The following is a 13,296-nucleotide window of genomic DNA, read 5'->3' on the forward strand; positions in this document are numbered from 1 at the left end:
AAGTCGCATGAAAAAGGCGCATTGGCTTACTCTTATTCTCAGCGGTTTAATTCTCACAGCGCCAGCCAGTGCTGAAGAGAAAAAACCACTATTACAAGAGGGTAAAAAGACTCTCTATCAGCGTGTATTAACCTACCCAGGTTGCCAAGTGGCAGACACAATTGGCGCGGCAGGTAAAGAACAACCCGCATTTAGCCGTTTTTATGTCTATCAGCGTCAAAAACAAGGCGCCAATGAATGGCTACAAGTCGGCCCTGATAGCTTGGGTCATATTAGCGGTTGGATGAATGCAAGCTGTACATCTGAATGGAAAATGCAATTAACGCTGGCTTTTACTAACCCAGCGGGTCGTAACCCAATGCTATTTTTCAAAGATAAACAAACGGTTGAAGGCTTACTTGAAAGCCCAACGCCTGAAAAACAGTACCAACCTTTTTTAGCTGATATCAAAAATCAAAAAGTTAATCCGGCTGTTTTAGCTAAAGAGCCTGATTATATGATTGATCAAAAAAGTAATTTTTATCTGTTGCCTGTACTCGGATCAGATGAAGTCTTTACTGATGCGGGCTATAAAGTCCGCGTGCTCAATGTGGCTTCTGTCTCTTCTCAAACCAAAGACAGAAAAAACGCACAGAATGCGAATGCGGCTGCAAACAGTGCAAAACCGGCAACACCAGACAGCAAAGATGCTGACAATATGATGCAAGGTTTTTCTGCGGCAGTAGTGTTTGTTATCGACTCAACAATATCCATGGATCCCTATATTGATAGAACCAAAGAAGCGATCCAAAAGGTTTATGCACAAGTCGAAAAAGACAACATGTTGGATAAGGTTAAATTTGGTTTAGTCGCGTTTCGCTCTAATATCAAAGCCGTCCCCGCATTGGAATATGACAGCAAGATGTTTGTTAATCCTAATGATGTGAAAGATGGTCCCGATTTCCTGAATAAAGTTAAAGAATTACGCCAAGCTAAAGTCTCAAGTAGTCGTTTTGATGAAGATGCTTACGCTGGTGTAATGCAAGCCCTTGATGATGTTGATTGGACACGTTTTGGTGCGCGCTACATTATTTTAATCACCGATGCAGGCGCATTAACGGGAGATGATCCTCTCTCATCAACGAAGCTCGATGCTGAACAAATTCGCCAAGAAGCCGCTTATCGCGGTGTTGCACTTTATACATTGCACTTAAAAACCCCATCAGGAGCAAAAAATCATGCTTCTGCACAAGCGCAATATGAGGCATTAACGCTGAATCCGTTCTTACACAAATCCCTTTACTACCCTATCAACTCAGGAGATGTAAATAGTTTTGGTCGAATGGTCGATAGTCTAGCCACCGCAGTCACCACTCAAATTCAAACGGCTTATCGTGGCGAAGCAGCAGTAGGTAGCGCATTAAATGCTGATCCTGCGTATAGCAAAGATAAAGAGACAGATACCTTACTAAACGATGCGCACGATTTAGGCTATGCAATGCGTTTAGCTTATTTAGGTGAAAAGCAAGGTACAAAAGCGCCTCCTGTCTTTAAAGCATGGATAAGTGATCGGGACTTATTACAGCAAAATATCCCAACGACAGAAGTACAAGTTTTACTGACTAAAAGTGAGCTTAGCGATTTAAGTGATGTAATGAAAAAAATTGTTAATGCGGCTAATGAAGGCTTGATCTCGCCTGACAATATGTTTGCTGATTTACGCTCAATTGCTGCCACGATGGGGAACGATCCCAATCAAATCAAACAAGGTTCAGCAACTAAATTAGGTGAAATGGGCTTACTCGGTGAATATGTCGAAAACTTACCTTACTTGAGTGAAGTCTTAGGGTTAGATGAAGAAACTTGGAAAAGCTGGGATGGGCTAGAACAAGAGAAGTTTATCCGTCGCCTCAATACCAAGTTGCAATACTACCAACGTTATAATGAAGATGTTGATCGTTGGATATCCCTCGCACCGCAAAGCGATCCGCGCGATCACGTTTATCCGGTTCCACTGGAAAACTTGCCTTAATGATCCAGATTGAAGGCATGGCAATTACGCGTGGTGATGCGCAACATGGTTTTCGTGTTGCGCTTCCTTCATTGACCCTTGAAAAAGGAGAAATTTGCGCGCTAACAGGGCTAAGTGGTTGTGGGAAAAGTACCTTACTAGAAATGATTGGGCTAATCTTACGCCCTGACGAATTAACGCATTTTCAACTTGATAATGAGTTAATTATCACACAAGCGTTGTTGAATAATGAACAAACTCAACTTGCATCATTACGTGCTGAAAAATTGGGTTTTATGCTCCAAAGCGGTGGGTTACTCCCCTTTTTAACCGTTATGCAAAATATTCAATTACCTCGCAAAATGCTGGGATTAACGCAACACTCTGCTTGGCTCGATCACGCGATTGAGCATCTGCAATTACGCCCCTTACTTAGTCGCTTTCCTCGCCAACTCTCTATTGGTGAGCGCCAACGCGTAGCATTTATTCGTGCCATCGCCCATGAGCCCGCTTTATTACTTGCTGATGAACCCACCGCAGCCCTTGATCCCCATAATGCGCAAGTGCTGTATGCACTCATTGTCGAAATGGTAAAGCAACTGGATATCTCTGCACTGGTTGTGAGTCACGATTGGTCTTTAGTCGAGCGTTTTGGTTTTAACCACTATCACGCACAACTTGAAGGAGGCGGTAGTGTCTTTATCAAACAATAGCGCCAATCCTAATCGCCTAGGCTTACTTTGCTCACTCGCTTGGCGTGACTTAATTTATGATCGCAAAGTCGCACTCTGTATTGTGTTCTCTTTAGTTTCTGTGATTGCGCCACTACTGCTACTGTTTGGACTAAAGAATGGCATTGTAACGCAGCTTCACAACCAACTGCTAAATGATCCTCGTAACCTTGAAATACGTATGTTAGGTAATGGCAACTACCCTCAAACTTGGTTTGATGAAATTGCGCAAAAAGAAGAAGTTCGTTTTGTTATCCCATTAACACGTAGCTTAAACACACAAGCCGATATTGTGATTGATGGGCAACATTTTATTGATAATGCCGAAATTATTCCGACGGCAGAGCACGATCCTTTATTAGAGGGTGCGACTATTCCTCAAAATGCAGACACCTTAGTGCTCTCTGCCAATGCGGCACAAAAACTACAGGCGAATGTAGGCGATAGTGTGCGCTTATTTATCAGCCGTAAGCTTAATGGTGTCAATGAACGAGCCAAACGTACCTTTACAGTCAGTGCCATTATCAGTGATAGCAAGTTTCCAAGAGCAGCCGCTTTTGTTTCTCTTGATGTTTTAGTCGCAATGGAAGATTACCGAGATGGTTATCAAGCACCTCTTTTTGGCGTAACACAAGGCGTTGAAGCAAAACCAAGAACCCAGTTTGCTAAAGCTCGCCTTTATGCAAAAAATTTAGATGCCATTGCGCCTCTTGATGATTGGTTTAGACAACAACACATCGATGTGATGACACAAAAAAGCCAAATAGACGCTGTAAAAGCAATCAGCTACGTCCTTAACGTAATTTTCTCCGTGATTGCATGGGTATCACTATTAGGCTGCATTGCCTCATTAATTGGTGCATTCCTTGCCAATATTGACCGTAAACGCAAAGACATGGCTGTACTACGTCTATTAGGTTTTCGTCAATTTGCCGTCTCTTTATATATTGTGTTGCAAGCACTGCTATTAACCAGTGTTGCCTTTATTTTAGCCCTTGGGCTTTATACCATCGGTAGCGCCTTATTTACCTCATTATTAGGTACACATTTACCTGAACAAGCCTTTGTTTGTCAGTTAACATTTTGGGATTTATTGATTGCCATGTGCAGTGCCTTACTGGTGGCCTTAGTGGTGGCAAGTATTGGCGCATTACGTGCCGTTTCGATTGAACCAGCGGAGAGCTTACGTGAAATTTAATTTATCGCTGCTAACTTTATCATTCGCGCTGTTATCTAGCAGTTTTACCGCATCTGCCAAATGGGACGATAAATTCGTTAACCCAAAAGCTTTACCTGATGATGTGATCTTGCCTTTCCCTTGTGACGGTTCAATGATCTTTCGCCAAGTCACTATTCCATTAAGTCAACCGTTACAAGACTACAGCGTGACGCTAGGGCAAGAAGGCGATGAATGGGGTTATTTAGAGCAATCACGAGCTGAACATATTGCGGGTAGTTTCCCACTAAAAGGCAAAGAAAAAGGCCGTTATTACCTTATGGCGAAATATCCAGTTACTGATCTGCAATATAACGCCATGCAGAGCGTGGTTAACGGTAAAGAGTGCCCTGTTGCTTCAAATAAATTACGTTTACCAAAAGTGAATATCAGTTGGTATGAAGCAATGCAATTTGCAGATCAATATAACCAATGGTTAAGAAGCAAACATCCAGAAGCACTCCCTGTTGAAGATGGCGCAAAAGGTTTTGCAAGATTACCGACAGAAACAGAATGGGAATTTGCGGCGCGTGGTGGTTTAAACGTCTCTGCCTCAGAATTTCGTGATATGCGTTTCCCAATGCCAGAAGGCACCAAAAACTATATTTGGTCAGCAGGTAGCCAATCCGCTAATGGCTCATTACAGCTCACCGGTTTGTTATCACCGAACCCACTTGGCTTACATGATATGTTGGGTAATGTCGCTGAAATGATGTTTGAGCCTTTTAGACTCAATAAACTCGACCGCTTACATGGACAAGCGGGTGGATTTATTGTGCGCGGTGGTAGCTATCTCACCCCAGAAAGCGATATGCGCAGTTCATGGCGTCAAGAAGAGCCTTATTACACTAATACTGGTGCGAATAAAAACAAATACACAGGCTTTCGTTTAGCGATAGTTGCCCCAGCATTAACCTCACGTGACAAAATCAAAGAGATAGAAAAAGAGTGGCAACAATTAGGTAATGAGAAACCCGCTAACAATAAATCAAAAACCAATAGCGATAATTCCATTAATAGCCTAAATACGCTATCAACCCAAGTACAAGATGAAGCATTGAAGAAACAATTAGCTGAATTGAAAAATACATTACGCGCAAACGCACAACTGCGTGATGAACAACGAGATCAAGCTATCCGCACTTCACTGCAATTAGGTGCTTTTTTATGTACCAAATTAAAAGATGATGGCGAATTTTATGATCGATTAATCGCTCTCCATGAAAAAAACTGCCCTACTGGCACAAAAGATGCCACATGTGAGCGACGTCAAGCGCAAGTTAATGAACATAAAAAAACCCTCGACTTTGTTGTGAGCTATTACGCAGACACCTTAGTGGATATGGCAACAACGTATGATGCTTCTTTAGTAAAACCTCAAATTGACGTTGTACGCCAATTGATGGAGGCCAGAGGAAAATCCAATTTAAATACGTACCTTTCAACGTATATGCAAGGACTGCAAGGATATTGGGCTAATGGTAAAGTTTCACGCAATGAATGGCTTGAAGCGTGCAAAAAACAATAACAGAGACTTTGAGATAGGTGTGGTATGAACAAACAACTTATGGCTGTACTTAGCATTAGTACATTACTTGCCTTATCAGGATGCCAAAGCAATAACGGTACTGATCCTCGATTAAAAAACAACAGTGATATGGAATTTTTCAGCAAATCAGGCATTACAGCTTGTGCAGGGGGGGCTGCAATTGGGGCATTAGGATGCTTAGTCTCAAATTCCAGCAATAAAGGCGCATGTATGCTCATTGCTGCTGTCGCGGGTTGTGGTGTCGGTATTGGTGCAAATGCCTATTTAGACAACAAACGCCAAAATTACGCGACAAAAGAAGAGATGCTCAATTCCATGATTGCTGACATTCAAAATGAAAATCAGCGTTTACAAAGTGCCTCTAACACAGCGAAAGCGGTGATTGCTGATGATAAAAAAGCCATTGCAAAAATTCAGCAAGATATGAAACAGCAACGTTTAAATAAAGAAGCCGCAGAGAAACAACTCAAAGGTATTGATGCCAATATTGCAGCACTTCGCTCACGCTTAGCAGATATGAAAAAACGTGAAAATGAATGGCGTGATATCGCAGCGCAAAGCCGTCAAGATGGCTTAAAAACAGCACAGCTTGATAAACAAATCAATGGGATGAAGCAACAAGTTGCCTCTTTACAAGAAGAGCTTGATAGCCTTTATACTCAACGCACTGCAATAAGACTTAGTTAAAATTAAAAAGGATAATGATGAAATTTTTACCACTTTCCCTTCTCGGAATGACCTTACTTTTAAGTGGATGTGTGACTAATCCAGCGGATTGTGATCCGACAACAGGCGATGTCAGCATTATCACCAAATTTAATTGTAATTACTCAGGGACTTACGATAACCGTATTGAGCAAAAAAAAGTGATCCTAGGCAATGAACAAGCATTAAATAGAGAATTTAAAGCTGTTTTAGCTGCCATTGAAAAAGAAAAGCAACAAACTAATGCCAGCCTCAAAACCCAACAAGCAAACCAACGCGCATTAAATCAATCAATGACCAATCTGTTAAATCAAATTCGCCAAAAAACGAAAGGGCAAAATGATATTCAAAAGCAGATCAATGAAATTGATAAACAAATGAAAGCAGCCCAAAACAACCCATCAAAATCAGTGATGGAAAAACAACTTGAGCTAGAAAATTTACAAAATCAGGTCATTAGCCTACAAAGTGATTTAGGCCTTAAATAAACCTAAAAAGGCTCTCATTATTATACAGAGAGCCTTCCACCTTATTTACATTCTTATTTCTTATTTCTTATTTATTTACATGGTAATTTATATTAACAATATATTATAAATTATATAATATTAATTATAATAAATAGACTCTTTTAATAAAACAACCGTATTTAAATTAATGTACTCTTTTTTATTTCATTAAAAATAGACTCATTATTATAATCCTCTCGTTTAATAATACATTCTTATTATTTTAATTATGGGATATAACTAATGAAAACGAAATTACTATCTGCTTTATTTATAAGTGGCTTATTGGCGACCTCTTCTGTTTATGCTCAAAATGATTTTACATTAGATAAAACCACACTTTCAGCAGGTTATGCACAAGTCAAAATGGCTGGTCAAAATCCAATGCATGGCGGTGTTTTTTCTATTCGCCAAGAAGTCAATTCACAATTTGGTCTTTTAGTCACAACGACTTACGCCCAAAATGAATATGATCTAAATAAATCGATTAATACTTTCTTTAAAGACGTCAATGCACGTTATTACTCTGTTATGGCGGGCCCCACAGTACGTTTAAATGATTTTATTAGTGTTTATGGCACGGCAGGGATGAGCCAAATTCAATTTAAATCTGAACATTCTGAATTAAAAAAAGTAAAGAAAAATGCATTTAGTTGGGGCGCAGGTTTAATCATTAATCCAGCAGAAATGGTTTCTATTTCTCTCGGATATGAAAATAGCCGTTTTAAATTTAAAAACACCGATGACCGAATTATTTTAGATGGTTTTATTGCTAATATCGGTTATCGTTTTTAATTAAAAATAAGCACATATTATAAAATAATATGTGCTTCCAAAAATAAAATACCTCTGTCTAATTTAAAACAGAGGCAAAATAACTCAAAAAGACCCACACTAGGGAATAAACACAGACACCGATTATCTAAAAATCCACTACATTAAATCTTGATACGTGCCTAGCCGATAACCTCGTTCCAAAATGGCCTGTTTTAATGCGCTATCGGTTAAGACTTCAAGTTCTGTTAGACGCTGAAAACAATAACCACTTGCACGCAATGGGTTATCAACAAAAGCAGGGTGTGTCATCACTTCAATAGAATGCTCATGCCGCGCTTTCGATTCATCAAGTACCTTTAAAAACAGTGCTTGAGTGATTTCATCACCATAAAATTGACTATCAAAACCATCACTACTTATTACACTTTGAGTATCAATCCCCTCTTTGTGTGCGAGTCGTCTATCAACCCGCATTGGTAGCGATTTTTCTTTGGCAAACTCCGCCACAATAGGAAAAATTTGTTTAAACATATGCACATGATGGTGACTATCAATATGGTCTGGTTCACAACCAAAGATCTCAATAAAACGCTGATATTGTGCTTTAAGCTCAACACGAATTTCATCAAGTGGCAAATTGCCCTCTTCTGCCATTTGCCATACCCATTTCCCTAAGACACCTTCACGCGTTAAAGAAGGTAAAGGAGACAGTGGTTTACCCATCGTCAACGTAAAATGAAGCCCAACGCCTAATCCGGGCAAATCATGACGTAATTGTGCGGCATGTTTAATTCCTTCAGCATTGACAAGTGCTGTTGTTGAGCTAACCACCCCATAACGAAAACACTCTGCAATACCGTAGTTTTGCCCTTTACTTAGCCCAAAATCATCCGCATTCACAATTAATAAACCCGCCATTCTGTCTCCTTATTACTTATTTTTATCTGCTGACGATTAATGAGAGGCTTTTTCTAACTCTGTAATTGCTTTAGCAAAATTAGGTAGATGTGCTTTATGCGCTAATAACATCTCTCGTGTAAGGACTTCTGCATCTTTATCTGAAAGTACTAACGGTGTTAAATTCATCGCTAATAAAGCATCATTTAATTCACCACTGATAGCCGCTTTGCTGGCCGCGATCTCAAAGGCTTTGATGGTATGAATTAATCCCATCACTTTTTCATCAAAATGCGTTAAACGTGGATGAGGTTTAGCGCCATCACGTCCTAAAATAGCAGTCACCTCAATTGACCAATCTGCTGGAATATTATCAATATGGCCATGATGAGGAATATTCACATAATGCTCAGCATGTTTATCATTATAAATAGCATTTATCACTTCGCACGCCGCATCAGAGTAATAAGCACCGCCACGTAATTCCAACTCTTTCGGTTTGATATTTAAATCAGGATCTTTATACAACTCAAACAGTTGCTTTTCGACTTTTTGTACGACTTTAGCGCGAGCGCCCCCTTTATAGTATTCACCCATTTCAATCGCTAACATCTCTTTTTGCTTGAAGTAATACAGTAAATAAGAGCATGGCAGCATATTAAGAGAGCGGATCAACCCTTCACTAAAAGGTAAGTCAAAAATATTTTTTACAGAGCCCGCGGTTAAGGTTCCTGAAGCCACACCGTCCAATAATTCAGGAAAACGGGATTGACCATTAACAATAACGTCTTTAATAAACACCATGTGATTTAAACCAAATAAATCAATAGAGAGTTCATCTTTATCCGTTAACTTCAAAACATCGGTAATAAACATTTTCATACCGATTGGGATATTACAAACCCCAATAAATTTCTTAAAATTGGTATGACGATAAACGGCTTCTGTTACCATTCCTGCTGGATTCGTAAAGTTGATGATCCACGCATTAGGGCAAATTTCTTCAACATCCTTAATAATATCGAAAATAACAGGGATAGTGCGTAAACCCTTAAATAGCCCCCCAGCACCATTAGTCTCTTGCCCTAAATAGCCATGACTTAAAGGAATAGATTCATCAAGCTCTCTTGCTTTCAATTGACCAACACGCAATTGTGTTGTGACAAAATCAGCCTCTTTTAATGCTTCACGGCGATTAAGGGTTTTATAAAGGGTTAAAGGAATACCTGCCTTTTTTACCATGCGCTGACAAAGCGCAAAAATAATATCAAGCTTCTCTTTTCCTTCTTCAATATCCACTAGCCATAATTCAGTGATCGGTAGTTCATGATAGCGCTTAATAAAACCTTCTAATAATTCAGGCGTATAACTGCTTCCACCACCAATGGTAACAACTTTTAATTTATGACTCATAAAATACTCCCATACAGCATAATAGTGCTGTTATTTGTGTATTAATGGCGAAATTAAGGCGTAAAGAACCATGAAGAAAATAAGCTTATTTTCTTCTTTCTCTCTATTTCCAATAAAGGTTAACCTTTATTGGTTATTAACTTTTACGCTTAATAATGAATTAGTTTGTTTCTTTAATACTGTATAAATTCTTCCGATAACTATTAGGTGTCAGCGATGTTATTTTCTTAAATGTCTTAATAAATAAACTTGGACTGCTGTAACCCGCATCAAAAGCAATATCTGTTATCGAGTAGTTTGTAATTTCCAATTGTTTTTTCGCAAAATTAATTCGAATATCATGAATAATTTGCATTGGTGTTTTATCGTAATAACGCCGAGTTGCTCGGGTTAAATATTCTTGTGATTTCCCTGATAACATCACCATATTAACCAGTGCATTTTCACCAAATTTTTGTTTGTCATGCATCTCGTTTACAGTGTCTCTCAGCCATAAGGGAATATCGTCTTGCGTTCTGTTTTCTCGATGGTGTCGTAATCTATTCACCACATTAAAGGTGACCATTTCAATAAATTCATTAAATTCAGTATGGCGGAAGTTCAGGGAGCCAATAACAGATTCAATATAGGACAGAAACTCATTTTTCAATTCATAAACTTGTGAAGCAATAAAATAAGAAGGCAATAACGAGAGATAATGTTTATCAAAAAAGGCTTTACTAATTCCCACATTTAAAATACGAGTTGCACCAAAATCATAAAAACTTTGATGATGAGAGCCGATGGGGATAAAAACAAAGTCACCCCGCTCTAATAAAATCTTTTTACCATTAATCTCTTGATAATAGCGTCCTGTTAATACAATGGTGAATTCATAATAATCATGCTGATGCAGCCCACTGACACTCTCTGTTTTATTATAAATAAAGACATGAAAGTTTTTGCCATTAAATAGCTGATCTTCATAGACCATGCGTATTTCGCTTTGTGCTCTCAATGACTCCACCACGGTATTCATCTTATTTTATCTTCTCATGTAACTCGATTAATTCTGTCACTAACTCCCTGGCTAACATCGATGTCATCAAATGATCTTGCGCATGGACTAATACCAAACTGACTTTTGTTTTTCCGACGCCTTGATCATCACCAATTAAACGCGTCTGTATTTTATGTGCTTCATTTAATGCTTCGCGAGATTGCTCCATTAATTTTTTAGCGCCATCAAAATCACCTTCTTTGGCTTTTTTTAATGCACCATAAGCCACACTACGCGCTTGGCCTGAGTTAATAATGAGCCCCATAATGATCTCTTCAAATTCGTCATCGGTTGCACTGCTATCAACGGCATTTTCAATATCTAACATCATCGTTCCTCTTTAACACTGGCAAGTGCAGAGAAACCTCTGCACTTGTGTTTTCTATCACTTAAAATTTCAACGCATTGGCAATATCTTCTTCACTTTCTTCTTTTTCAATTTCAGTTTGCGCTTTATTTGAAATAATCACGAAAGGAAGATAAATCAGTGTGGCAACCCCCAAGTTAAACAGTGCTAATAACAGTGCCGCAATACTACCGTTGGTATTAAAGAAGGCACCTAGCCCGGTTGGCATTGTCCACGGTGCAATATTTGTTACTGGTGGGATTATCCCTAAGTAATAAGCCGTCACCGTAATTGCAGCAAGAATAGGCTGAATAAGAATAAAGGGAATAAACATGACTGGGTTCATAATCACAGGTAGACCAAAAATAATCGGTTCGTTAATTTGGAATAAACCTGCTGGTAATGCCAGTTTTGCCACTTGGCGATGATCGGCACGACGAGATGCAATAAAGATAGCCAAAATAAGCCCCAATGTTGCCCCTGTTCCCCCTAAGAAGATAAAGGAATCTAACATAGGTTTCGCCCAGAGATGGAACGTTTTACCTGCCGCGAGCGCCGCTTCCACTGAACCGTATTCAGTATAAATTGAGACGTTCTCTAACGCCCAAGGCGTCATAATGCCACTATCAAGTGCTGCAAGTGCAAGAGAACCATGAATACCAAAGAACCACAGTAGAGAGGTGAAGATAACGTAAGCCCAACCCACCACAGAGCCCATTGATGCTAATGGTGTTGAGATAGAATCTAAAATAATTTGATGGAAGTTCGTCTCATACGTCGCTAATCCCCACGAAACGACCCCCATAACTGATAGAATAATAAAGCCGGGAATTAATGCAGAGAATGAGCGTGAAACAGAGGCTGGCACGCTATCTGGTAAACGGATAACCCAGTTGCGACGCACAATAAAGGTAAACATCTCAGCTACAACAAGACCAATAATGATACCAGAAATAATATTGGCACCACCTAACCAGTTAGCACCTACTGCATAAGCGCCACCTGCGTTATAAGGTGTTACGGTCATAAAGGCGGCAATAGAAAGTAAGCCTGCCGCAATTGGATCAACTTTACGCTCTTCAGCTAAAGCCATTCCAATAAAGAAGGGGGCCATCAACGACATGATCCCCAATGTACCGTTATAGACATTCCCTCCTATGGCTTTAAAACCATTGAGTGTTTCTATTGTGGATGCATCAAGGCGGATACCTAAAGAATAAAAAAAGGAGCCATCACCAAAACTAAGAAAGACGTTATTGATAAGTACAAACATTGCCCCTGCAAGGGTTAACGGCATTAAACGAATAAAGCCATTTTTAATCGCATTGACGTGAGGTTGCTTTCCAATTTTAACCGCAAAAGGAAGGAGTACCTTTTCAAGTGAACCAATAAACTTACTCATAGAAAAATACCCTTAAAATGCCGCTAATTGCTCGGCTTGCTGAAAAATTCGCTCTTTGACTGGAATAGAAATAATAAAAAATAAAAAAATAGAATTAATTTGTTGTTGCAGATGCTTTTTTAATAGAGGCGACAGCGGCTTTTAACACACCTAAACCATCTACTTTTCCATATAACAAAGAATCGATCACTTCGACCGGTTTATTCGGGAGTAATTTTTGGATATCAGGCAACATCCAGCTAATTTGTGGTCCAAGTAAAATCAGATCTGCATCCTGTCCTTTTTGTGCCGCTAAGGTTTCAGGAAATGCTTCAATGACCACGGGTACCTCATATTTTTCTGCTTGTGCTCGCATTTTGGTCACGAGAAGAGATGTTGACATGCCAGCAGAACAAAATAAGTAAATATATTTCTTTTGCATAAAACCCTCTTGAATTGGTAACGATTGACCCTAGAGATAATAAGACTTTCTCTTGTGCATTCATTACTGTGTCAGTACAGAAACCGAAGTAAGATTAAAATAAGGATTGTTTCTGCTTGAATGAAGTATACGCAATGATACTAGTTAACGATATTTCTTATAGGTCCAGAATTGTCTCTCCTTGACCTGCTCTTTTGACACTCTTCACAAATTGAGTAAATAATCTGAAGAGTTCTTTCACGTCACGAAATTTGTCTTTCTTATTAACCGTTATGATCATTCGCAACATTTCGCCATTTTA

Annotated in this window: 13 protein-coding genes; 7 read left to right on the forward strand and 6 right to left on the reverse strand. The window is 39.2% G+C overall.

What is annotated here, in order from left to right:
* Positions 1–7: 7 nt before the first annotated feature.
* The 7 genes from SB028_RS18650 to SB028_RS18680 all read left to right on the forward strand — a co-directional run bounded on the left by SB028_RS18650 (position 8) and on the right by SB028_RS18680 (position 7,495).
* Positions 8–2,011 (forward strand): vWA domain-containing protein, encoded by a 2,004-nt coding sequence (locus SB028_RS18650; protein ID WP_318859714.1) that lies wholly within the window; start codon positions 8–10, stop codon positions 2,009–2,011.
* On the forward strand, positions 2,011–2,703 hold the full coding sequence (locus tag SB028_RS18655) for an ABC transporter ATP-binding protein (RefSeq protein ID WP_077885152.1): 693 nt from the start codon (positions 2,011–2,013) through the stop codon (positions 2,701–2,703). Before SB028_RS18650 ends, SB028_RS18655 begins: the two co-directional genes overlap by 1 nt.
* A complete protein-coding gene (locus SB028_RS18660; RefSeq protein WP_069369498.1) occupies positions 2,684–3,919 on the forward strand; it encodes an ABC transporter permease in 1,236 nt (411 codons plus the stop codon). The genes SB028_RS18655 and SB028_RS18660 overlap by 20 nt, the downstream gene beginning before the upstream one ends.
* Positions 3,909–5,465, forward strand: coding sequence for a formylglycine-generating enzyme family protein (locus tag SB028_RS18665; RefSeq protein ID WP_069369497.1), 1,557 nt, complete (start codon positions 3,909–3,911; stop codon positions 5,463–5,465). Before SB028_RS18660 ends, SB028_RS18665 begins: the two co-directional genes overlap by 11 nt.
* A gap of 24 nt (positions 5,466–5,489) precedes the next feature.
* Positions 5,490–6,173, forward strand: coding sequence for a hypothetical protein (locus SB028_RS18670; protein ID WP_069369496.1), 684 nt, complete (start codon positions 5,490–5,492; stop codon positions 6,171–6,173).
* Positions 6,174–6,190: 17 nt separating this feature from the next.
* Positions 6,191–6,679, forward strand: a complete 489-nt coding sequence (locus tag SB028_RS18675; protein WP_260664875.1) for a hypothetical protein — start codon at positions 6,191–6,193, stop codon at positions 6,677–6,679.
* 264 nt (positions 6,680–6,943) lie between these two features.
* A complete protein-coding gene (locus tag SB028_RS18680; protein ID WP_069369494.1) occupies positions 6,944–7,495 on the forward strand; it encodes an Ail/Lom family outer membrane beta-barrel protein in 552 nt (183 codons plus the stop codon).
* A 138-nt stretch (positions 7,496–7,633) separates the two neighbouring features.
* On the opposite strand, the gene chbG is transcribed toward SB028_RS18680, so the two are convergent.
* From chbG to SB028_RS18710, 6 genes are all read right to left on the reverse strand, one after another.
* Positions 7,634–8,395: a chitin disaccharide deacetylase gene (gene chbG, locus SB028_RS18685; protein WP_069369493.1), complete on the reverse strand. Its 762-nt coding sequence runs from the start codon at positions 8,393–8,395 to the stop codon at positions 7,634–7,636.
* Positions 8,396–8,431: 36 nt separating this feature from the next.
* On the reverse strand, positions 8,432–9,787 hold the full coding sequence (locus tag SB028_RS18690) for a 6-phospho-beta-glucosidase (protein ID WP_069369492.1): 1,356 nt from the start codon (positions 9,785–9,787) through the stop codon (positions 8,432–8,434).
* A 160-nt stretch (positions 9,788–9,947) separates the two neighbouring features.
* Positions 9,948–10,805, reverse strand: coding sequence for a transcriptional regulator ChbR (chbR, locus tag SB028_RS18695; protein ID WP_069369491.1), 858 nt, complete (start codon positions 10,803–10,805; stop codon positions 9,948–9,950).
* Position 10,806: 1 nt separating this feature from the next.
* Complete coding sequence (gene chbA, locus SB028_RS18700) at positions 10,807–11,154, reverse strand: PTS N,N'-diacetylchitobiose transporter subunit IIA (RefSeq protein WP_069369622.1); 348 nt, start codon at positions 11,152–11,154, stop codon at positions 10,807–10,809.
* Positions 11,155–11,215: 61 nt separating this feature from the next.
* Complete coding sequence (chbC, locus tag SB028_RS18705) at positions 11,216–12,574, reverse strand: PTS N,N'-diacetylchitobiose transporter subunit IIC (RefSeq protein ID WP_069369490.1); 1,359 nt, start codon at positions 12,572–12,574, stop codon at positions 11,216–11,218.
* A 94-nt stretch (positions 12,575–12,668) separates the two neighbouring features.
* On the reverse strand, positions 12,669–12,995 hold the full coding sequence (locus SB028_RS18710) for a PTS sugar transporter subunit IIB (RefSeq protein WP_069369489.1): 327 nt from the start codon (positions 12,993–12,995) through the stop codon (positions 12,669–12,671).
* Between the last annotated feature and the right edge of the window lie 301 nt (positions 12,996–13,296).

The sequence above is a fragment of the Proteus vulgaris genome, from assembly GCF_033708015.1.
Taxonomy (GTDB): domain Bacteria; phylum Pseudomonadota; class Gammaproteobacteria; order Enterobacterales; family Enterobacteriaceae; genus Proteus.

Excerpts from the sequence above, each read along its gene's own strand:
- SB028_RS18650 (WP_318859714.1), top strand. The coding sequence starts at position 8 with ATGAAAAAGGCGCATTGGCTTACTCTTATTCTCAGCGGTTTAATTCTC.
- SB028_RS18655 (WP_077885152.1), top strand. The coding sequence starts at position 2,011 with ATGATCCAGATTGAAGGCATGGCAATTACGCGTGGTGATGCGCAACAT.
- SB028_RS18670 (WP_069369496.1), top strand. The coding sequence starts at position 5,490 with ATGAACAAACAACTTATGGCTGTACTTAGCATTAGTACATTACTTGCC.
- SB028_RS18675 (WP_260664875.1), top strand. The coding sequence starts at position 6,191 with ATGAAATTTTTACCACTTTCCCTTCTCGGAATGACCTTACTTTTAAGT.
- SB028_RS18680 (WP_069369494.1), top strand. The coding sequence starts at position 6,944 with ATGAAAACGAAATTACTATCTGCTTTATTTATAAGTGGCTTATTGGCG.
- chbG (WP_069369493.1), bottom strand. The coding sequence starts at position 8,395 with ATGGCGGGTTTATTAATTGTGAATGCGGATGATTTTGGGCTAAGTAAA.
- SB028_RS18690 (WP_069369492.1), bottom strand. The coding sequence starts at position 9,787 with ATGAGTCATAAATTAAAAGTTGTTACCATTGGTGGTGGAAGCAGTTAT.
- chbR (WP_069369491.1), bottom strand. The coding sequence starts at position 10,805 with ATGAATACCGTGGTGGAGTCATTGAGAGCACAAAGCGAAATACGCATG.
- chbA (WP_069369622.1), bottom strand. The coding sequence starts at position 11,154 with ATGTTAGATATTGAAAATGCCGTTGATAGCAGTGCAACCGATGACGAA.
- chbC (WP_069369490.1), bottom strand. The coding sequence starts at position 12,574 with ATGAGTAAGTTTATTGGTTCACTTGAAAAGGTACTCCTTCCTTTTGCG.
- SB028_RS18710 (WP_069369489.1), bottom strand. The coding sequence starts at position 12,995 with ATGCAAAAGAAATATATTTACTTATTTTGTTCTGCTGGCATGTCAACA.